Annotated in this window: 21 protein-coding genes; 14 read left to right on the top strand and 7 right to left on the bottom strand. The window is 70.3% G+C overall.

Features of this window, described 5'->3' with window-relative positions; genetic code table 11:
• The first annotated feature begins 163 nt into the window (after positions 1 to 163).
• Both AB0M54_RS38310 and AB0M54_RS38305 read left to right on the top strand, forming a co-directional pair.
• Positions 164 to 1381 (top strand): bifunctional glycosyltransferase family 2/GtrA family protein, encoded by a 1218-nt coding sequence (locus tag AB0M54_RS38310; protein WP_364476826.1) that lies wholly within the window; start codon positions 164 to 166, stop codon positions 1379 to 1381.
• Positions 1382 to 1555: 174 nt separating this feature from the next.
• Positions 1556 to 1840, top strand: coding sequence for a DUF3040 domain-containing protein (locus tag AB0M54_RS38305; protein WP_364318233.1), 285 nt, complete (start codon positions 1556 to 1558; stop codon positions 1838 to 1840).
• Here AB0M54_RS38305 and AB0M54_RS38300 read toward each other — a convergent pair.
• The 4 genes from AB0M54_RS38300 to AB0M54_RS38285 form a co-directional block, all read right to left on the bottom strand.
• Complete coding sequence (locus AB0M54_RS38300) at positions 1831 to 2934, bottom strand: crosslink repair DNA glycosylase YcaQ family protein (protein ID WP_364476824.1); 1104 nt, start codon at positions 2932 to 2934, stop codon at positions 1831 to 1833. The two genes, AB0M54_RS38305 and AB0M54_RS38300, sit on opposite strands and share 10 nt — an antisense overlap.
• Before the next feature lie 278 nt (positions 2935 to 3212).
• The gene (locus AB0M54_RS38295; RefSeq protein ID WP_364476822.1) at positions 3213 to 3824 is read right to left on the bottom strand and encodes a GNAT family N-acetyltransferase; all 612 of its coding nucleotides are present in this window, start codon (positions 3822 to 3824) and stop codon (positions 3213 to 3215) included.
• Between the two features lie 69 nt (positions 3825 to 3893).
• A complete protein-coding gene (locus AB0M54_RS38290) occupies positions 3894 to 4709 on the bottom strand; it encodes an IclR family transcriptional regulator C-terminal domain-containing protein (RefSeq protein ID WP_364318228.1) in 816 nt (271 codons plus the stop codon).
• A 26-nt stretch (positions 4710 to 4735) separates the two neighbouring features.
• A complete protein-coding gene (locus tag AB0M54_RS38285; RefSeq protein ID WP_364318227.1) occupies positions 4736 to 6166 on the bottom strand; it encodes an amidohydrolase family protein in 1431 nt (476 codons plus the stop codon).
• A gap of 203 nt (positions 6167 to 6369) precedes the next feature.
• Here AB0M54_RS38285 and AB0M54_RS38280 point away from each other — a divergent pair, with 203 nt between their 5' ends.
• From AB0M54_RS38280 to AB0M54_RS38260, 5 genes are read left to right on the top strand one after another with little or no spacing between them, the layout of a single operon-like run.
• Positions 6370 to 7494, top strand: a complete 1125-nt coding sequence (locus AB0M54_RS38280; protein ID WP_364318225.1) for a CoA transferase — start codon at positions 6370 to 6372, stop codon at positions 7492 to 7494.
• Positions 7476 to 8276: a citryl-CoA lyase gene (locus AB0M54_RS38275; protein WP_364318223.1), complete on the top strand. Its 801-nt coding sequence runs from the start codon at positions 7476 to 7478 to the stop codon at positions 8274 to 8276. The genes AB0M54_RS38280 and AB0M54_RS38275 overlap by 19 nt, the downstream gene beginning before the upstream one ends.
• Positions 8277 to 8311: 35 nt before the next feature.
• Complete coding sequence (locus AB0M54_RS38270; protein ID WP_364476820.1) at positions 8312 to 9175, top strand: extradiol ring-cleavage dioxygenase; 864 nt, start codon at positions 8312 to 8314, stop codon at positions 9173 to 9175.
• Entirely contained in the window at positions 9172 to 9531 is a 360-nt protein-coding gene (locus AB0M54_RS38265; RefSeq protein WP_364318220.1) for a hypothetical protein, read from the top strand. The genes AB0M54_RS38270 and AB0M54_RS38265 overlap by 4 nt, the downstream gene beginning before the upstream one ends.
• The gene (locus AB0M54_RS38260) at positions 9528 to 10472 is read left to right on the top strand and encodes a zinc-binding alcohol dehydrogenase family protein (RefSeq protein ID WP_364476818.1); all 945 of its coding nucleotides are present in this window, start codon (positions 9528 to 9530) and stop codon (positions 10470 to 10472) included. The genes AB0M54_RS38265 and AB0M54_RS38260 overlap by 4 nt, the downstream gene beginning before the upstream one ends.
• Positions 10473 to 10608: 136 nt before the next feature.
• Here the strand turns inward: AB0M54_RS38260 and AB0M54_RS38255 are convergent, their stop codons facing one another.
• Entirely contained in the window at positions 10609 to 10959 is a 351-nt protein-coding gene (locus tag AB0M54_RS38255) for a nuclear transport factor 2 family protein (protein ID WP_364319020.1), read from the bottom strand.
• A gap of 91 nt (positions 10960 to 11050) precedes the next feature.
• Here AB0M54_RS38255 and AB0M54_RS38250 point away from each other — a divergent pair, with 91 nt between their 5' ends.
• The 4 genes from AB0M54_RS38250 (at position 11051) to AB0M54_RS38235 (ending at position 15016) form a co-directional block, all read left to right on the top strand.
• On the top strand, positions 11051 to 11926 hold the full coding sequence (locus AB0M54_RS38250) for a LysR substrate-binding domain-containing protein (protein ID WP_364318216.1): 876 nt from the start codon (positions 11051 to 11053) through the stop codon (positions 11924 to 11926).
• A gap of 278 nt (positions 11927 to 12204) precedes the next feature.
• Positions 12205 to 12870, top strand: coding sequence for an NUDIX domain-containing protein (locus AB0M54_RS38245; RefSeq protein WP_364318214.1), 666 nt, complete (start codon positions 12205 to 12207; stop codon positions 12868 to 12870).
• A 5-nt stretch (positions 12871 to 12875) separates the two neighbouring features.
• Entirely contained in the window at positions 12876 to 13481 is a 606-nt protein-coding gene (locus AB0M54_RS38240) for a hypothetical protein (protein ID WP_364476816.1), read from the top strand.
• 23 nt (positions 13482 to 13504) lie between these two features.
• Complete coding sequence (locus tag AB0M54_RS38235) at positions 13505 to 15016, top strand: alpha/beta fold hydrolase (protein WP_364318210.1); 1512 nt, start codon at positions 13505 to 13507, stop codon at positions 15014 to 15016.
• Positions 15017 to 15179: 163 nt separating this feature from the next.
• Here AB0M54_RS38235 and AB0M54_RS38230 read toward each other — a convergent pair whose 3' ends face one another.
• The gene (locus AB0M54_RS38230) at positions 15180 to 15752 is read right to left on the bottom strand and encodes an OsmC family protein (protein WP_364318209.1); all 573 of its coding nucleotides are present in this window, start codon (positions 15750 to 15752) and stop codon (positions 15180 to 15182) included.
• A 29-nt stretch (positions 15753 to 15781) separates the two neighbouring features.
• Positions 15782 to 17008 carry an NAD(P)/FAD-dependent oxidoreductase gene (locus AB0M54_RS38225; protein ID WP_364476814.1) on the bottom strand — a complete coding sequence of 409 codons (1227 nt, stop codon included), beginning with the start codon at positions 17006 to 17008 and terminating at the stop codon, positions 15782 to 15784.
• Between the two features lie 257 nt (positions 17009 to 17265).
• On the opposite strand from AB0M54_RS38225, the gene AB0M54_RS38220 reads away from it, so the two are divergent.
• Genes AB0M54_RS38220 through AB0M54_RS38210 form a run of 3 tightly spaced genes read left to right on the top strand, consistent with a single transcriptional unit; the run spans position 17266 to position 20299 of the window.
• Positions 17266 to 18279, top strand: coding sequence for a tripartite tricarboxylate transporter substrate binding protein (locus AB0M54_RS38220; protein WP_364318206.1), 1014 nt, complete (start codon positions 17266 to 17268; stop codon positions 18277 to 18279).
• A complete protein-coding gene (locus AB0M54_RS38215) occupies positions 18276 to 18755 on the top strand; it encodes a tripartite tricarboxylate transporter TctB family protein (RefSeq protein ID WP_364318204.1) in 480 nt (159 codons plus the stop codon). Before AB0M54_RS38220 ends, AB0M54_RS38215 begins: the two co-directional genes overlap by 4 nt.
• Positions 18752 to 20299: a tripartite tricarboxylate transporter permease gene (locus tag AB0M54_RS38210; RefSeq protein WP_364318202.1), complete on the top strand. Its 1548-nt coding sequence runs from the start codon at positions 18752 to 18754 to the stop codon at positions 20297 to 20299. The genes AB0M54_RS38215 and AB0M54_RS38210 overlap by 4 nt, the downstream gene beginning before the upstream one ends.
• The last annotated feature ends 3 nt before the right edge of the window (positions 20300 to 20302 follow it).

Raw genomic sequence — 20302 nt, 5'->3', positions numbered from 1 at the left:
GTGTCGGTGACTTCGAAGCGGACGACGACGGCGTCGGCGCCGGGCCGGGTGGGCAGGCGGTCGGCGCGGATGATGACGCTGCCCTGGCCGGTGACGCAGCATTCATAGGGCCGGCACAGCTTTGCCACATTCGGGGCAAAGCACCGCAGTCGACCTTGGTGGCATGAGCCTTTCCACGCTGCCCGAGCCCGCGACCGCGCCGCTGCGCCTGGACGCTCCGGTCCTCGATGTCGTCGTTCCCGTCTACAACGAGGAGATCGACCTCGAGCCATGCGTCCGCCGGCTGCACGACTACCTGTCGGCGCGGTTCCCCTACCGGTTCCGGATCACGATCGCGGACAACGCCAGCACCGACGCCACCGCGGCCGTGGCCACGGATCTGGTCGAGGCGCTGCCCGAGGTCACCGCTGTGCACCTGGCGCAGAAGGGGCGGGGACGGGCGCTCAAGCACGTGTGGACGCACTCGGACGCGGCCGCCCTGGCGTACATGGATGTTGATCTCTCCACCGACCTGGCCGCCCTCCTGCCGCTGGTCGCGCCGCTCATCTCGGGCCACTCGGACCTCGCGATCGGGTCGCGGCTCAGCCGCGGATCCCGGGTCGTGCGCGGCGCCAAGCGGGAGTTCATCTCGCGCGGCTACAACCTGCTGCTGCGCGGCACGCTCGCGGCGCGGTTCTCCGACGCGCAGTGCGGCTTCAAGGCGATCCGCGGCGACGTGGCGGCCCGGCTGCTGCCGATGGTCGAGGACACCGGGTGGTTCTTCGACACCGAGATGCTGGTCCTGGCCGAGCGGGCCGGCCTGCGCATCCACGAGGTGCCGGTGGACTGGGTGGACGACCCGGACAGCCGGGTGGACATCGTGTCGACGGCGATCGCCGACCTCAAGGGCATCGTGCGGCTGGCCCGCGGCCTGGGCAGCGGGCGCATTCCGCTGGCGGCGCTCCGCGAGCAACTGGGGCGTTATCCGCTGCCGGTGGCGGGCGTGCCGGCCGGGCTGACCGGGCAGCTGTTGCGTTTCGCGGGCGTCGGGCTGGCGAGCACGCTGGCCTACCTGGTGATCTTTGCCCTGCTCCGGGTCGGTCTCGGCGCCCAGTGGGCCAATCTGCTGGCCCTGCTGCTCACGGCGGTGGCCAACACAGCGGCCAACCGCCGGCTCACTTTCCGGGTACGCGGAAACGACCGCGCCTGGCGGCATCAGGCCCAGGGCCTGGTCGTCTTCGGCATCGGGCTGGCGCTGACCAGTGGCTCGCTGGCGCTGCTCCACTCGACCACGACGGCCCCGGCGGCCTGGCTGGAGCTGGCCGTCCTGGTGACCGCCAACGCCGTCGCCACCGGCGTGCGGTTCCTGTTGATGCGCATCTGGGTCTTCCGGGCGGCCTGAACAGCCCAATCACACCTCCGGTGCGATGTCCTGCGGGCATCGATCGGGCATCATCTCGGCAGGCCCGGAAGTACCGGTCTTGCGACCGCCGGGTAACAATGTCATCACCGGGGTTGCGATGGGGCCCGGTCGATGCGTCTGGGAACCGGGAGCACCGGACCGAGAGGTGGCGACATGCTGAGCAGAGAAGACACTCGCAGGCTTGCGCAGTTGGAGCGGCAGCTGCGCCGCGACGACCCGGAGTTCTGCGAGCGCATGGCCGCCGGCGGCCGCCCGGGCCGCCGCCGCCCGCCGATCTTGTTGATCATGGTGGCGGTCGCGGTGTGGGTGACCGCGCTGATCCTGGCGGTCAGCGGCTGGTGGATCGGGGCGGGCGTCGCCGCCGCCTGCGCGACGGTGATCGTGGCGTCGCTGGCGTACCGCAATCGTCGCTTCCGGCCCGGCGACCATCAGCTGTAGGCGACGCTCGCCTCCGGCACCTCCCGGGCCCGCGCCACCTCGGCCGCCTCGGCCTCGACCGCCTTCCGCACCTTGGCGCTCGGCGCTCCCCCGAACGCCGTCACGGACAGATCGACCCGCTTCCGACCGGCCATCTTGGCCCGCCACACGCCCGCGACCTCCCCGTCGACCAGCAGCGCGCCCGGGTTGCCGAGCGTGCGCCACACTTCTTTCTGCTGCTTCCTGTCCGGCACCAGCAGGTCGCGGTCGCGGCTCTGCAGCAGCGCGTCCATCGGCGGCACGAACCGCACCCCGCTCGGCGCCTTCGCCTTGACCAGGTCGTCCACCGCGTCGGCGGGCAGCCACGCCTTGCGTCCGTCGACGCCGACCTCGGCCAGATCGTCCGGCCACACCTTCTTCATCTCGGCCGTCGAACTGCCGAAGTACTTCCCCACCTCGAGCGGCCCGGCCGGCCCGAGCATCCGCAGATAGAGCCGGATCAATCGGTCAAAACCGTCGTTCTCCTCGGGTACGCCGGGCCAGTCCTTGATCGGCCCCAGCGTCGCGTCCTTGCCCCGCGACTCGACCTGGAGGCCGCCGGCCAGACCGGCGTGCTGCCACACGTTGCCCGCGATGTGCTGGGCGTCGCAGGTCCGGCAGAAGTACGTGAGCTCCTTCGGCACCAGCTTGCTGACCTGGGTGCTGACCTCGCCCCGCGGCATCGAGCCCGTGACAACCTTGCGGTTGGCCTCGGCCGTGGCCGTGAACGCCCGGATCCCGAGCTTCATCCCCTCACGGATCTGCCCGCTCTGGATCCGCGCCGTCGCATCCGCGTCGCTGACCGGCCACAACGCGCGCGCCAGATCCCACAGATCCCGCTTCCGGTGCAGATGCGGCGCTCCCCGGGCCGCCCAGACCATCACCAGTCGCTTGTCTTCAAGATCAGCTTGGGTACGCGCGGCCAGCGCCACCCGAACCGACCCCGGCGTGTACTCCTGCACCCCGAGATCAAGCAGCGGCAGATCCCCCGGCCGGTCCTGTCCGCGCTCGGCCAGCCCGACAGCCGCCACCCGGAATGCCATCACCCGCTCGCGATCAACCTGCTGAACAGCCATGACGCCGACCCTAGACCGCCGTGCCTGACAAGGCCTGTCAGCTTCTCCCGCCTCTTCGGTCCCGGTCGCCCGTCTTCCGCGCCCGCCACCTCGGCCGCCCTCCGCCTTCTGGCCCCGCCCGCTCGTCCTCCGCGCCCGCCACCTCGGCCGTCCTCGCGCCGTTGCGGCGCGACGCCCAGGTCAAGGACGGCAGTCGTAACGGAGGCGGCCGCCGCTCGTCTCACCCCGGGCCCGGCGCCATCGGCCGGTCCTCGCGCCGTCGCGGTGGTGGCGCCCGGTCAGGGGCGACGGCCGTAGCGCCGGGTCGGCACGTTGCGCAGCCGCTCCCTGCGGGCGCCCGTGTGGGCCTCGACCAGCTCCCACGTGTCCAGGCTGCTCGGACCGTACGGCCCCTCCTGCAGGATCGGCGGCTCGCCGGTCAGCCGGTAACCGCAATGCCGCGCCACCGAGGTGCTGGCCGTGTTGGCCGGGTCGATGCGCAGCAGCAGCCGGCTCAGGTTGAGCGTGCTGTGGGCGTACCCGGAGAGCAGTGACAGCGCCGCCGACGCCAGCCCGCGGCGGCGAAAGGGCGCGCCGATCAGATAGCCCAGCTCGGCCTCCTTGAGGCCGGGGTCGACGCCGAAGAGCAGCACCTCGCCGAGCGGCCGGAGCCCGTCGGCCGTGATCGCCAGCTGGAGGCGTTGCCCGGTGATCCGGCCCTGCTGCGCCCGTTTCAGGTACGCGATCCCGGCCGCCACGTCGAACGGTGACGGCATCGGCGTCCACCGCGCGATGTCGGGCTCGTCCAGCAGCTCAACCAGGTCGTCGAGGTCCTCCGAGGTCCATTCGCGCAGCTGGACGCCCTCGCCGGTCAGCGAGATCGGGAAGGGAACGCGCCCGAAGGTCGTCACCTGTCGATCGTGCCGTCAAAGAGCCACTTCCGGCCAGTGCCGATCGGCAGGAAAGCCATGAAAGATTACTCATCCACCACTGCCGGGTGTGATCGTCTTCACCGGAAGGCTGCCCAACATCGCCCAGTCGTGGCTGATGTCCGCGGCCGTGCGCAGCAGCAGCGGCAGGTAATCGCCGGTCAGCTTCTCCACCGGCGTCTCGGCGGCGTGCACCGTGATGTTGACGGCCGCGACCACCTCGCCCTCGGCGTCCCGGATGCCGGTCGCGATCGACCGGATGCCGGGCGCGAGGTCTTGGTCGGCCAGCGCCCAGCCCTTCGCCCGGACCTCGCGCAGCTCCCGGAACAGCTCGTTCGGCGTCGGCTGCCAGCGCGGCGTGACACCGGACCGGCTCGGCTCCTCCCACAGGAAGTCGAGAGTGTTGAAGTCTTGCGCCGCGAGCAGCACCTTGCCCATCGAGGTCGCGATCGCCGGGAAGCGCGTGCCGATCGAGACCGCCAGGGTCACGATCTTCGGCACCGCGACCCGGGCGACGTAGACGATGTCGCCCTCGTCCAGCTGCGCCATCGAGCTCGACTCGTTCGTCTGCGCGACCAGCTTCTCGAGGTGGGGACGGGCGACATCCCACATGTCGAGGGAGTTGATGTAGGTCATGCCGAGTTCGAGCACCCGGGGCGCCAGGACGAACCCGCGGTCGTGGTTGCGCACGTAACCCAGCGCGATGAGCGTCATCAGCATCCGCCGCACGGTCGGCCGCGCGAGGCCAGTGTCCGCGGCGATCTCGCTGAGCGTCGACACCCGGCGCTCCGGCCGGAAGCTCCGGAGCACCTCGAGCCCGCGGGCCAAGGCCTCGATGAAGTCAGGGCCGGCGTCGTCGCGCGCCATCCTGCCTCCCTCGAGTCCCATGAGGCTCAATGCTTCCACTGCGCCGATCCGGCGTCCCACTCGGTGTAGGTGTAAGGGTTGTCCGTCACCTTGGTCTCGGGCACGTCCGGGTTCATGCCCTTCTCCCAGGCCTCCTTACCCATCTGGCCGATCAGATGGTCGACCGTGGCCTCGACCTTGCTTCGCGCCGCGGCCAGGTCGACGTCGACCAAGCGGTGGTCACGCTTGACCAACCGGCCGTTGATCATCACGGTGTGCACGTCGCCGCGCTGGGCCTGGAAGGCGACGTGACCGTACGGGTTGAGGATCGGGAACATCACCGGCGAGGCGTCGTTCTTGATCAGCACGACGTCGGCCTTCTTGCCCGGCTCGAGGCTGCCGACCTTGTCGTCGAGCCCGAGCGCCTTGCTGCCGCCGCGGGTGGCCCAGTCGACCACCTGCTCGGCGCGCAGGTGGAGGTGGGTGACGGTCTCGGCGTTGGCGTGCGCCGCCATGTGCTCGCGGGACCGGTCGGCGCCGAGGGTGGTCCGCATCGCGGAGAAGAGGTCGCCGCTCCACCACACGCTGGTGTCCATCGACAGCGACACCGGGATGTTGTGGTCGCGCAGCGTCCAGGTGGGCGGGTAGCCCTGGCCGGCGCTCTGCTCGCTCTCGGTGGACACGGAAACCGAGCCGCCGGTGGCCGCGATGCGGTTGTACGAATCCTGGTTCAGCGTCGCCGAGTGCACGTAGATGTTCTGTGGCGTCATGAAGCCGTTCTCGTGCATCAGCCGGATGCCGTCGTCGTTGGTCGCGCCCCAGACGCCGGCGTGCGTGGTCACCGGCACGCCCAGCTCACGCGCCACCTCGAAGGCCGCCTTCTCGGGGAACGCCGGGTCGCCGGTCACGTCGAACGCCATCTGGAAGCCGAGCATGTCGTTGCCGCTGGTGATCCGGCGGTTGACGAAGTCACGGAAGCCGTCGCTCGTCGACCAGTCCCACGGGCCCTGCTGGATGTTGCCGTAGGCCAGGACGAACCGGCCGGGCACCGCCTCCAGCGCGTCGACCGCGGCGTCGGCGTGCTGCGGGGTCTGCAGGCCGTGGGACCAGTCGACGGTCGTGGTGACGCCGGCGTCGATCGCCTCGATCGCGGCGAGCAGGTTGCCGGCGTAGATGTCCTCGGGACGGAACAGCTTGCCGGACTCGAGGTAGTACCAGACGAAGTACTGCGTCAGGGTCCAGTCGGCGCCGTACCCCCGCATCGCGGTCTGCCACATGTGGCGGTGGGTGTCGATCATGCCGGGCATCACGATGCCGCCGGACGCGTCGATCTCCACGGCGCCCTCGGGCGCGGTGAGGCCGACGCCGACCTCGGCGATCCGGTCATCGACCACCAACACGTCCGCACCCGTCAGGACGGTGTGTGCGTCATCCATGGTGAGCACTAAGCCGTTGCGGAAAACCACGCTTTCACTCATCGCCGTTCACTCCCCTTCGAGCCTCGGCGGACAGTCGTCCGTCTGGCGGTCGCTGTGAGGCCATCAGGTTGCTCCCGCCGCTAACCGTGTGTCAAGGCCAGATTTCCGGGCTGTCACGAGGCGGTTGACATCGCGTCCGCGAGAGGAGAAGACTTCTCGGCAGCGGACGATCGTCCGCCTGGCGGACGCGATGAAGGGCGGACATGGGACCTCTCAGCGGCCTGGTGGTGGCCGACTTCTCCCGGATCCTCGCGGGTCCGTACGCGACGATGCTGCTCGCCGATCTCGGCGCGCAGGTCATCAAGGTGGAGAGCCCGGGCGGTGACGACACCCGCACCTGGATGCCTCCGGTCCGGGACGGCATCGCGACCTACTACCTCGGAGTCAACCGCAACAAGCGTTCCATCGCCCTCGATCTGAAGAATCCCGATGATCTGGATGTCGCCCAGCGCCTCGCGCGCCGTGCCGACGTGCTGATCGAGAACTTCCGGCCGGGCGGGCTCCAGCGCTTCGGTCTCGACCACGAGACGGTCAGCGACACCAATCCCGGCATCATCTACGCGTCGATCACCGGCTTCGGCACCGGCAAGGGCGCGAGCTATCCCGGGTACGACCTGATGGTCCAGGCGATCTCCGGCCTGATGAGCCTGACCGGCGACCCGGACGGCCCGCCCTACCGGGCCGGCATCTCGGTGTTCGACGTGATGGCCGGCATGCACGCCAGCATCGGCATCCTGGCCGCCCTCCGCCACCGCGACGAGCACGGCACCGGCCAGCGGATCGAGGTCAACCTGCTGTCGTCCGCGCTGTCCGGGCTGGTCAACCACAGCAGCGGGTTCGTCGCGGGCGGTTCTGTGCCGTTCCGGATGGGAAACGCGCATCCGAGCCTGTTCCCGTACGAGCCGCTGCCCACCGCCGACGGCGACCTCATCGTGATCACCGGCAACGACGGCCAGTTCCGCAAGCTGTGCCAGGTGCTCGATCTGCCCGGGCTGCCCGACGACCCGCGCTTCGCGCACAACCAGGACCGCACGGCCAACCGCGCCGAGCTTCGGCCGATCCTGGTCGAGCGGCTGGCCAAGCGCACCAAGGACGAGTGGTTCCGCGAGCTGCTGGCGGCCGGCGTGGCGTGCGCTCCGATCAACACGATCGACGGCGGGTTCGCGCTCGCCGAGGAACTCGGCCTGGAACCGGTCGTGACCGTGGGCGACGTGCCGGGTGTCCGCAACCCGATCACGTTCTCGCAGACCCCGGCGGGATACGAGTTGCCGCCCCCGGCCCTTGACGAGCACGGTGAGGAGATCCGCGCGTGGCTGACCGAGAACTGAGCTTCCCGACCTCGATCGGCACGTCCGACGCCGACCAGATCCGGCTGCTCGGCCACGACCTCGCGGCCGATCTGATGGGCAAGGTCGGGTTCGGCGAGCTGGCCTACTGGCTGGTGGCCGGGCACCGCCCGACCGCGGGCGAGACGCGGGTCTTCGAGGCGGTGCTGGTCGCCCTGGCCGACCACGGCTTCACGCCGACCGCGATCGCGGCCCGGCTGACCTACCTGAGCGCGCCCGAGTCGTTGCAGGGCGCCCTCGCGGCCGGCCTCCTCGGCGGTGGCTCCCGGTTCCTCGGTGTCACTGAAGACTGTGGACGGTTCCTGCACGACACGCTTCGGGGCCTCGAGACGCAACCCGAGGACGACGCCGGGTGGGACGCGGTCGCGCTGGAGGCGGTCCGGGCCGCCCGGTCGGCGAAGCGGCTCATCCCCGGGCTCGGGCACCCCGTTCACAAGGTTCAGGATCCGCGTACGCCGGTGCTGATCGGCATCGCCGACGAAGAGGGACTGCGCGGGCCACACCTGCGGCTGTTCGAGGCGATCGGCCGGGTGCATCCACAGGTGCTGGGCCGGACGCTCCCGCTCAACGGCGCCGGCGTGTGCGGGGCGGCGCTGGCCGACCTGGGCCTGCCGGTCGACCTGCTGCGCGGCTTCGCGTTGCTGGCCCGGGCGGCCGGGCTGCTCGGCCACCTCGCCGAGGAACGGCGCCGCCCGCTGGGCATGGACATCTACCTGACCGTCGACCGCAACGCGGTCTACACCGACCTCGACCAAGCCGAGTAGACCACCGCCCGAACAGACCACAGAGAGGAGCCGCCGTGGCCACCGTCGTAGCGGTGATCGCCTCCACCCACCACCCGTTCTACTACCGGGCCAGCACAGCGACCGGCGAAGATCGTCCGCCCTTCGCCGACGAGTGGGTACGCAAGATCACCGCGTTCCGCGAAACGTTGACCCGGGCCAACCCGGACGTGCTGGTCATGGTCGGCTCCGACCACTTCCACCAGCTGTGGCTCGACAACATGCCACAGTTCCTGATCGGCAAGGCGCCGTTCTACGACGCTAACTGGTACAACGAGGAGCGCGAGTTCGGGCTGCCGCGAATGCTGCTCAAGGGCGACGAGGACCTGTCCGCCCATCTGCTGCGCCAGGGCATCGACCGCGACTTCGACCTGGCCTTCAGCAACGAGCTGCGGATCGACCACAGCATCACGTGCCCGATCATCACCCTGCGGCCCGAGGCCGACCTTCCGATCGTGCCGATCTACACGAACATCTTCGCGCCACCGCTCCCCCGGCCGAAACGGTTCGTGCAGCTGGGCGAGACGATCCGGGAGATTGTCGAGTCCTGGCCGTCCGACCTGCGGGTGGCGATCATCGGCACCGGCCATCTCTCGCTCGAGCTGGGTGGGCCGCGACAGTTCGGCGAGCACGGGCCCGACCCGGAGTTCGACCGGAAGGCCGTCGAGTGGATCGCCACCGGCGATCTGGAGAGCTGCCTCTCCGAGGTGACGCTCGACAGCCTGCACGCGCCGGGGAACGCGACGCACGGGTTCATGGACTTCATGCTCATGATGGGCGTGGCGGGCGCCGGGGCCAAGGCCGACTACGTCGACAGCCTCGACCTCTTCCACACCATGGAGGCGTACTTCACCTGGTACCCGAACGGAGCGCCCAAGTGAGCAAGTACCTGGTGGACAAGTTTCTGTACACGGTGGACCGTGATCCCGAACTGGTGGAACGCTACCGGGAGGACCCGGCCGGCACGGTGAGCTGGTGGGAGGCCGAGCGGGCGAACGCGGTCCTGAACTGCCACACCGGCGAGGCCAGCACCTGGCTGAAGTTCACCGACGAAGAGCGTGCGGCGCTCGCCGGTCACGACCACGTGAAGCTCTTCGAGCTGGGCGCACACCCGTTCCTGACGCTGACCCTGTTCATCGCGATGTTCGAGCGTGACCATGGGCCGCTGGAATACCAGATCGCGTTCGGGGCCCGGCTCAAGCACTTCGACCTGCCCTACCCCGACATCGCGACATGATGCGCGCCGCTGTCGTCGACACCTGCGGGCGGCCGCCCTCGGTCGCCGAGTGCCCCGAGCCCGCGGCCGGCCCGAGCGAGGTCCGGGTGCGCGTGACCGCCGCCTCGATCACGCCGCTCGACCTGCTGTGCGCGTCCGGGACGTCGTATTTCGGGGTGCCGGCGACGCCGTACGTCCCGGGTGTGCAAGGGGTGGGTGAGCTGGCGGACGGCACCCCCGTGTGGTTCGCGACGTCGGCGGGCATGCTCCCCGGCAACGGCAGCATGGCCGAGTGGGCGGTGGCCGCGGACGGTGACGTCGTGCCGCTGCCCGAGGGCGTTGACCACCGTCTCATCGCGGCCCTCGGGCTGTCGGCGGTGGCCGCGCTGATGGCGCTGACCTGGCGTGGCGACCTTCGTTCGGGCGAGCAGGTGCTGGTCCTCGGCGGCGGCGGGGTCGTCGGGCAAGCCTCGATCCAGTTGGCCAGGCTGCACGGGGCGGGCCGGGTCATCGCAGGGTGCCGGTCGGACGCCGCCCAGCGCCGGGCCGAGCGGGCCGGGGCGGCAGCCGTGGTCCGGATCGATCGGCCGGCCCTCGACGAGCGTCTGGCCGAGCACGGCCCGTTCGATCTGGTGGTCGACCCGGTGTTCGGGGCGCCGGCGGTGGCGGCGCTGCACGCGCTGCGCCCCGGCGGGCGGCTGGTCAACCTGGGCAGCTCGGCCGGCGAGAACGCGCCGTTCGACTCGGCGACCCTGCGAGGCAAGCACCTGAGCGTGCTCGGCTACACCAACACCGAGCTGACCAAGGAGCAGCGGGCCGACGCGCTCGCGGTGATCGCCGAGCACGTGCGCGCGGGCCGGCTGACCCTCGACTACGAGACGGTCGCCTTCGCCGACATCGGCGACGCCTGGTCCCGCCAGGCGGCCGGCACCGCCGACCGACGCCTGGTCGTCGCCCTTTGAGGCCGCCAACGAAGCTTGCATGGCGCCCGATCCGGGCCCGGGTCAGCGGAACCTCGCGCCGGCGGTGAACTCAGGCTGGCGTCATCCTCTGACGCCGCTGCGCGGAGGCCACGCGGCACGCGACCCGGGGGCTGAGTCAGCGGGACTTTGCGGGGGCGGTGAACTCCGGCTGGTCGAGGACGCGGAGCCAGGAGCCGTCGGGCTGGCGGCGGACCACCTGGGCTCGGGCGCCTGCGCCGTCCTTGGGCGGGGTTGAGGTCAGGGCCAGGTTGTCGCTGATCAGGGTGGGTAGCGGCTCCTCCGGCTCGAAGGCCGGCAGGTGGGGCAGGGCGTTCTCCCAGAGGGTGCGGATGGCGGCTCGGCCGACGGTTTGTTCGCCGGGCGGGTAGGCCATCACGGCGTTCTCCTCGTACAGGAGCGACAAGCCCTCGGCGTCCTTGGCGTTCGCGCGCTCGACGAACAGGCGGGTCAGGTCCTCCGGCTTCATGGCCTTCTCTCGTTCGCTCATGAGTTCACCCTCCATCGGCTGTCGCTACAAATCCAACTCATAGTTCTTGTAGTGGCTAGAATCTGTGGTTATGGAGTTGCGGCAGCTCGAGTACTTCGTGGCGGTGGCCGAGGAAGCGAACTTCACCCGGGCCGCTGAACGGGTGCACATCAGTCAGCCGGGGGTCAGCGCGCAGGTACGGGCGCTCGAGAATGAGCTTGGCGCTGAGTTGTTCGATCGGTCGGCTCGGAGCGCGCGGCTGACCGGAGCCGGTAGCGCGGCGTTGCCGTTCGCCCGGGAGGCGCTCGCCGCCGCCGAGCAGCTGCGCGGCGCCGTTGACGAGGTGAATGGGCTGCTCCGCGGGCGGCTGGTCGCCGGGATGGTGCAGGGGTGCGAGGTGAAGCCCTGGTTCGGGGCGCTGGCCGCGTTCCATGACGAGCACCCGGGCATCGAGCTGGCGCTGCGGGAGGGCAACTCGGATGTGCTGATCGCCGACGTGCGGGCGGGGCTCTCGGATGTCGCGCTGGTCGGGATCGCCGGTGAGCCACCGGACGGGCTCTCGGCCGAGGTGATCATCAGTGAGGGGCTGGCGGCCATCGTGCCGCGGGGGCATCCGCTCGCCGGTCGGTCGGCTCTGCCGTTGGCGACGCTCTGCGAACACCCGATCGTGTCGTTGCCCTCGGGGACCGGAATCCGCAGCGCCTTCGATCAGGCATGCGCGGCCGCCGGGCTGAGGCCGGTCATCGCGCTCGAAGCGTCCGCACCGGGCGCGGTCGCAGATCTCGGTGCGCGGGGCCTTGGCGTCGCGGTGCTGAGCCGATCGATGGCCGCTGGATTCCCGGAGCTGGTCGCGCGGCCGATCGACGGGATCGAGCTGCCGGCGCTGCTCGCCGTTGTCTGGCGGCCGCGACCCAGCCCGGCCGCGGCAGCCTTCGCCCGCCACTGCCGCGAAGCCTTCGCGGGCTGAGGCACAGGTCGCCACGGCCGCACCGAGCGCGATCACCCACCCAGTCCCGCTCCGGCCACGAGTTGCGCCGTGCGATGGATGCGGCAGAAACGTCCACGAGGTGTGCCGATCGGCGAACGAAGGAAGGCCGTTCGGCGAAAGAGGCGGACAAAGGACGGCTGACGCGAGGGGACGACGCGACCCGGCGAGGGCTCGGAGCAGGGCCAGCGGTCGGACGGGCGGGGAGTGCTCTAGGCGTACCAAAAGGATGGGTTTGAAGATCAACGTAGGGTGGCGGCATGGGTGTGGCCGGGGTTGATGTGCCTGATCATCGGGGGCGGACGGGGCTGGATCGGGCCGGCCTGGGGCTGGATCGGAATCCGGATGTTGTGGTTCGGCGGGTGGAGTTGGTGGCCAGCGGGTGGCACGTGCTGCGGAAGACCACCTATGACTACCGGCATGCGGATGGGACCTGGAGTACGGAGCAGCGGGAGACCTATGACCGGGGGAACGGGGCGACGATCTTGCTCTATGACCTGGCGCGGCGGACGGTTCTGCTCGCTCGGCAGTTTCGGTATCCCGTCTATGTGAATGATCATCCGGACGGGATGTTGCTGGAGACGGCGGCGGGGCTGCTTGATGACGATGATCCGGAGACGGCCATCCGGCGGGAGGCGGCCGAGGAGCTGGGCGTTGAGGTGGGCTCGCTTCAGCACGTGTTCGACGTCTACATGAGCCCGGGGTCGGTCACCGAGCGGCTGCATTTCTATGCGGCGCCCTACGACTCGGGCACTCGGACGGGTGACGGCGGCGGGCTGGCCGATGACGGGGAGGACATCGCCGTCGTCGAGTTGCCGTTCGAGGAAGCGCTGGCGATGTGTCATGACGGGCGGATCGCGGACGCCAAGACCATCATGCTCCTCCAATGGGCCGCTGTCCGAGGACCGTTCGCCGGCGCACACTGAGGCGCATGGCTCTCCGGGTGTTCGGCGGCGCCTCGAAGCGGGTGGCCGCGGTTGATGACTATGTGTTCCCGACGGGGGTGCGCCAGCGGCTGGCCGCGTCTCGGCCAGGTTTGACCGATGCGCACCTGACCATGGTGGAGGATGCGGCGCGGCAGTGGTTCCGGTTGCACGCACGGCATCCACGCGGGGCGCGCTCCATGCCGTCGGTGCTGGTCGCGGACTGGTGGCGGGAATTCGTACGGCACGAGCGGGAGTACGCGGAGTTCATCGCGGCCGCGGTCGGGCGGCCGGTTCCGCATGCCGAGGCGGCCGGCGGGGTGGAGTCCGGAGGAACGGGCCACGAGTTGGCGGTCACCTACCGGCAGGCTCGGGAAGAGCCGGCGGACGGCCTTCCGCTGCTCTTCCGGGTCGACAAGTCGGTGGACGTGCCGGACGCCCGGCGGTACCTCGCCGACTGCGGTGGGCGCGGGCAGTGCTGGACGGTGCCGGGCGCCGTCTGCCTCCAGCATCTCGACGGGCCGGGACGCGCCACCGGCGGCAAAGGGCCGTATTCGACGCCGCCACCACCGGGGTGGGTCAGCAGCGGCGGTGACATCGGTAGCGGCATGTGACGCCGCGACGATAGGTTGCCCTTGTGACCTGGGCTTTTGAGGACATGGAGATCGACCCGGACGGCGTCGAGCTGCGCCGGGCGGGTGTCCGCGTGCCCGTCGAACCGCAGGTCTTCGAGGTTCTGGCCTACCTCGTCGCGCAGCGGGACCGGGTGGTGCCCAAGGAAGAGCTCATGGACCGGATCTGGGGTGGACGGTTCGTCAGCGAATCGGCCGTGACCAGCCGGATCAAGCAGGGGCGGCAGGCGATCGGCGACAACGGGCAGGCGCAGCGGCTGATCCGGACCGTGCACGGGAAGGGTTACCGGTTCGTCGGCACGGTGCGTCTGGGCGGGGCGTCACCGGCTGTCCGGCATGAGCCGGTGAGTTATGCGGAGAGCGACGGGCTGCAGATCGCCTACCAGGTCACCGGCGGCGGGCCACGGGACATCGTGCTGATCGCCGGCTTCGTGTCGCACCTCGAGCTGGACTGGGCCGACCCGCGGCACGCCGCGTTCCTCGACCGGCTGGGCACCTTCGGGCGGCTGATCCGCTTCGACAAACGCGGCACCGGGCTCTCCGACCGGCCGCGGGAGGTTCCCGACCTGGAGACCCGCATGCACGACCTGCTGACCGTGATGGACGCGGCCGGGTCGCGGCGGGCGGTGCTGTTCGGCTACTCCGAGGGCGGGCCGATGGCCGCGCTGCTGGCGGCGATGCACCCGGACCGGGTCGAGGCGCTCGCGCTCTACGGCTCGTACGCGAAGCGTGAGCGCTCCGACGACTACCCGTGGGCGCCGACCCGCGAGGAGCGGGAACGCTACGTGGAACGGCTCGCGGTCGAGTGGAGCTGGGAGGCGGACATGCGCGTGATGGCGCCGTCCGCCGACGACGCGATGGCGCGGTGGTGGGGGCAGCGGGCGCGGGCCGCGGCCACCCCGTCGACGGTACGGGCGCTGATCGCGATGAACACGCTGGTCGACGTGCGGGACGCGCTTCCTTCGGTACGGGTGCCGACGCTGGTCATGCACCGCCGCGGCGACCGGGACAGCCGGCCCGAGGAGGGGCGCTACCTGGCCGAGCACATCCCTGGGGCGCGATTCGTCGAGCTGCCGGGCGCGGATCACTTCGTGGCGATCGACGCGAACCAGATCCTGGATCCGCTGGAGTCGTTCCTGTCCGACATCACGCCCGCGTCGCCGCCCGACCTGGCGTTGGGCACCGTGCTCGCGATCCGTGGCGAGCTGCCGCCGCTGGCCGCGGTACGCATCGCTCACACACCGGCGGGGGTGAAAATCGCGGTGTACGACGGTCCGGCCACCGCGATCCGCGACGTGCTGGCCAAGCCGCTCGGTGAGGCTCGGCTGGGTCTGCACATCGCGGAGATCGCCCGGGACGGCGGGATCGTCGACGGCCCCGGTGTCGACGTCGCGGTGGGACTCGCCGACCGCGCGTCGCCGGGGCGCTTCCTGGCCTCGGCGACGGTCCGCGATCTGGTGGCGGTGTCCGGCATCTCGTTGGTGGCCGCCGGCGACGGCGCTTTCAGCCGGCCCTGACGGCGTTTCGCTCCGCGGCGGCCGGACGTACGGCGATCGACCGCAGCGCGGTCCGGCGCGGGGTGTTGCCTATATGCGCTCAGAGCAAGGGGGTCGAGGGGTGGTGCCTATACGCGCTCAGAGCAAAGGGGTCGAGACGCTATCGCGGTCGACGCCGGTGGGGTCAGGCCGGGGTTGGCGCGGCGGCGGCCGGGGTGTTGATCTTGATCTCGATCGGCACGCCGTTGGTCAGGACGTCCAACACGGCCGACCGGTTGCGGGACTGGGTGAGCAGGGCGGCGAGCTGCTCGGGGGTGGCGTCGCCGCGGATCTCGAAGGTCACGCGGATGGCCTGGTAGCCGTTGCGGACCTCGTTGTTCAGGCCCAGGATGCCCTGGAGGTCGATGTCACCCTCCACGGTGGACGTCACCTCGGTCAGCGGGATCCCCCGGGCCGCCGCGATGTTGGCCAGGCCGCTGGTCAGGCAGGCGGCCAAGGCGTGCAGGAGGAACTCGACGGGGGTCGGGCCCTGGTCGCTGCCGGTCAGGACCGGCGGGTGGTCGGCGTCGTACTCGTGGTCGACGGCCCGGACGTGCTCCTGGCCGGCGCCGGAGTAGCCGTTGATCGTGGTGCGGTTGTGGGTGCCGCTGACCCAGCGGTTGCGGGCGCGGAACTGGAACTCGGCCAGTGACGGCTGTTCCTTCACCGCGTTGATCGTGGCGAACAGCGTGCTCGTGTCGACTCCGTTGACGGTCATACCAGTTCTCCTAGGGTTTGAATGGTGGATCAGCCAAGTGCGAGGCGAGGTCCAGAGGGTGGCTGGCATCCGGCGCGAAGCGCCCGAATACCGGTGTTGTATTTGGGTGTTTCGTGGCGGCTGTCAGGCCCGCTCTGGGCCACGCCGCAGCCCTGGCTGATCCACCATTCAGACCCTTTGGGCATGGAGGCCAGCGTGGTGGCCTCCTCATCGAGGGCGCGGCTCAGTCGCCGCTGAAGGGCCGTGAATTCGTCCGGCGGTGGAAACCGGGTCATCTCACGGGTGATCGCGAACACCTCGCGCACGGCGTCGTCACGGCGCCGCTCGTAGGTGGAGATGTCGCGGGCCAGCAGCTCGGCGTCGCGGAACGCGTCGGTCATGCCGTGGCCGGTGATCGGGTCGCGGTGGTAGCCGGCGTCGCCGACCAGCGCCCAGCCGGGGCCGGTGGCGCGGCGGCGAAGGTTCGGCAGGCGGGCCGCCCCGCGTACCCGGGACGTGATGTGGCCTTGGGAAACCCGCCGGGCGAGCGACGGTGAGGCCCGGGCCAGCAGGTCGGCGAAGCCGGTCGTGGCCCGCGACGTGATCGGGGCCGGGCCACAGACCCAGACGCACGACAGGCCGTCGTGGGTGGGGAAGACGCCGGCGAACAGGCCGGAGCCGAGGTGGTACTCGAAGCCGCGGTTCGGCAGGCCGGCGACGTAGACGTAGTAGGTCGCGGCCTCGGACGGGTGGCTCTCCACGAGGTCGGCGCCGAAGAAGGTGGCCATGCGGGAGCGCACGCCGTCGGCGCCGATGGTCAGGCGCGCCGGGATGTCGCCCGCGGAGGAGCGAATGCCCTCGACGCGGCCGTCGTCGGCACGCAGAACCCCGGCCGCGGCGACGCCGGTGCGGATGGTCGCCCCGGCCTCAGCCGCCGCCCGCAACAGGATCGTGTCGAGCACGTGGCGGCGCGGCGCGATCAGAACGTCGACACCCGCGTGATCCTTGAGGGGGCGAACGGTCTCGACGCCGTCCAGGCCGAAGACGACCTGGCGGATCGCCGGAGCACCGCTGGCCAGAACCTCGTCGAGCAGGCCCCAGCGGGACAGTTGCACCACGCCGCCGCGGGCGATGCCGTGGGTGGACAGGGTGTCGGACGGCATCCGGCTGCGCTCGACCAGGGTCACCCGCAACCCGCGCCGGGCCAGGAGCATCGCCGTGGCCGCGCCGGCACATCGGCCGCCCACCACCACGACGTCGTTCGCCAGCGAGTTCATGCGTCTCACGATGCCGATCAGCGCGCCGCGAACCTTGGATGTCAGGTGGAGAACGAGATCTCCACAATCCGGCCCGGCGGCGAGAAGCGGCCCGGACCAAGCGGCGACCCGGCGCGTCGAAGGCGGGACTCCGGTGGGCCCGTACCCCTCAAAAGCGGTTTCAAAATGACCAAAAGAACCATCGCGTCCGCAACGGTGACCGGCGTCACCCGGACAGGCAGCATCGGCGAAACGAACTCGTAACCTGAGGAGCAGCCGTGAGACGTGCACTGGCGGTAGCCGTGTCGGCGATGCTGGTATCCGGTGCGCTGGCCGGCTGTGAGCGAGACTCGCCCGGCGCGGCCAAGAACGGTGGCGCGGTCCAGTACCCGACCAAGACCGTGCAGCTCATGGTGCCCGCGGCGCCCGGTGGCGGGTGGGACCTCACCGGTCGCACGATGCAGAAGGCGTTCACCGACGGGAAGCTGATCGACCAGTCCGTCGAGGTCTACAACGTGACCGGCGCGGCCGGCACGATCGGGCTGGCGCAGCTCGTGTCCAAGAACAGCGGCGACCCCCACCACCTGATGGTGATGGGCCTGGTCATGGTCGGCGGCGTCGTCTCCAACAAGTCGCCGGTCAAGCTCGACCAGGTCACGCCGATCGCCACGCTGACCGCCGAGCAGGAGGTCGTCGTCGTCCCGGCGAACTCCAAGTACCAGACGCTCAAGCAGCTCATGGACGACGCCAAGGCCAGCCCGACCTCGATCAACTGGGGTGGTGGCTCGGCCGGTGGCACCGACCAGATCCTGATCGGACTGCTCGCCAAGGCGGCCGGCGCCGACCCGAAGGCGATGAAGTACGTGGCCTACTCGGGCGGCGGTGAGTCCAAGGCGGCGCTGCTGGCCGGCGACCTGACCGCAGCCGTGTCGGGGCAGAGCGAGTTCAAGGATCTGGTCGCGTCGGGCAAGGTGCGGGCGCTGGCGGTGTCGGGCGCCAAGGGCGTGGACGTCGGCGGCGGCAGCCCGGCCAAGACCATCAAGGAGCAGGGGTACGACGTCGAACTGATGAACTGGCGCGGCATCGTCGCCCCGCCCGGCGTCGACGAGCCCACCCAGCAGGCGATCGTTGCCATGATGGACAAGTTGCACGCGTCGGAGCAGTGGAAGGCCACCCTGGCCGATCAGGGCTGGGAGGACTTCTACCGCAGCGGCGCGGACGCGAAGGCGTACTTCACCAGTGAGAACCAGAGGATCACCACGGTGCTCACCGAGATCGGCCTCGGCGGATGACGTCCGAGTCCGAACCGGAGCGGCGGCCTGTCGCCGGCCGCCGCTCCGGGTGGGTCCTCCCGCTCACCCTGTTGGCAGTCGGAATTGTCCTCTTTATTCTCGCGTGGCAAGCGGCCGACGGCGACCTCAGCCCGCAGGGGCCGCGCCTCGCTCCGGTGCTGGTCACGGGCGGCTGGGTCCTGGTGGCGGCGCTCTACCTGCTGCGATTTCCCCGTGAGTCGGAAAAAAGCGACGATTCCGTGGGCTGGATTGCCCCGCTCGGGGTCGTCGGCTGCCTGGTCGGCTTCGCGCTCATCCTGGAATATGCCGGATTTGTCGTCTCGGCGTTCCTGTTCATCATCGCGGTGTCAAGAGTGCTCGGCAGCCGCAGCCTGGTCCGTGACGTGATCGTCGCCCTGGTCCTGCCGCTGGCGATCTACTTCGCCTTCACCCGCCTGCTCGACATCTTCCTGCCGGCCGGGGTGTTCCCGCTGTGAACGTCTTCGGCGACCTGCTGTCCGGCTTCGGGACGGTCCTTCAACCCGAATATCTGCTGTACGCCATCATCGGCGTCACGCTGGGCACGTTCGTCGGGGTGCTGCCGGGCATCGGACCGGCGCTGACCATCGCCCTGCTGCTGCCGGTCACGTTCAGCCTGGACGACCCGATCGGCACGTTCATCATGTTCGCCGGCATCTACTACGGCGCCATGTACGGCGGCTCGACCACGTCCATCCTGCTCAACACGCCCGGCGAGTCGGCCTCGGTGGCGACCGCGATCGAGGGCTACCAGATGGCCCGCCGCGGCCGGGCCAAGGCCGCACTGGCCACCGCGGCGATCGGCTCGTTCGTGGCCGGCACGATCTCGACGTTGCTGCTCAGCCTGTTCGCCCAGCCGGTGGCCAAGCTGGCCACCACGTTCCGGGCGTCGGACTACTTCGCGCTCGCGCTGCTGGCCATGGTCGCGGTGACCGCGCTGGTCGGCCGCTCGCTGCTCCGCGGCCTGATGTCGCTGATGTTCGGGCTGTTCCTCGGCCTGGTCGGCATCGACGGGCTGACCGGTCAGGCGCGCTTCACCTTCGGTACGACGGAACTGCTCGAAGGCATCGACATCGTCGTCGTGATCGTCGGGCTGTTCGCGATCGGCGAAACGCTCTATGTGGCGTCGCGTCTCCGCACGCTGCCTTCCGTTATCGAGCCCATCCAACCCGGCACCCCGACGTTGAGCCGGGACGACTGGCGCCGCTCGTGGGCGCCGTGGCTGCGCGGCACGGCGCTCGGCTTTCCGTTCGGCGCCCTGCCCGCGGGCGGGGCGGACATCCCGACGTTCCTGTCCTACACGTACGAGAAGCACCGCTCCAAGAACAAGGACGAATTCGGCAAGGGCGCCATCGAGGGGGTGGCCGGTCCCGAGGCGGCCAACAACGCCGCGTTCTCGGGCGTGCTCGTGCCGCTGCTGACCCTGGGCATCCCGACCTCGGCGACCGCGGCGGTCATGCTGGCCGCGTTCCAGATCTTCAACCTGCAACCCGGCCCGCAGCTGTTCGAGAAGTCGCCCGACCTGGTGTGGGCGCTGATCGCGTCGCTCTACGTCGGCAACGTGCTGCTGCTGGCGCTCAACCTCCCGCTGATCCGGGTGTGGGTCAAGGTCCTGCAGATCCCCCGACCCATTCTGTACGCCGGGATTCTGGTCTTCGCGACCCTGGGCGTCTACGCGGCGACGGGCAGCATCAGCCAGGTCTTCATCGCGTACGCCGTCGGCATCGTCGGCTTCGGGATGCGGCACTTCGACTTCCCGATCGCGCCGGTGATTCTGGGCCTGATCCTCGGGCCGATGATGGAGCTGCAGTTCCGCCGGGCGCTGCTGGTGTCCAACGGGGACATGACCGTGTTCGTCACCCGGCCCCTGACCGTGACCCTGCTGGCGCTGGCGGTGGTCGCGGTGATCGTGCCCTACCTGCCGCGCATCATCGCCCGCCTCCGGCACTCCCCCAACGCCGACGAGGAGCCCCGGAAACTCGCCTTCGCCGAGGACGACTGAAGC

This window comes from Actinoplanes sp. NPDC051470 (assembly GCF_040682035.1).
Taxonomy (GTDB): Bacteria; Actinomycetota; Actinomycetes; order Mycobacteriales; family Micromonosporaceae; genus Actinoplanes.
The sequence above is the reverse complement of the archived record's forward strand: the minus strand, read 5'-3'. Positions and strand labels throughout refer to the sequence as shown.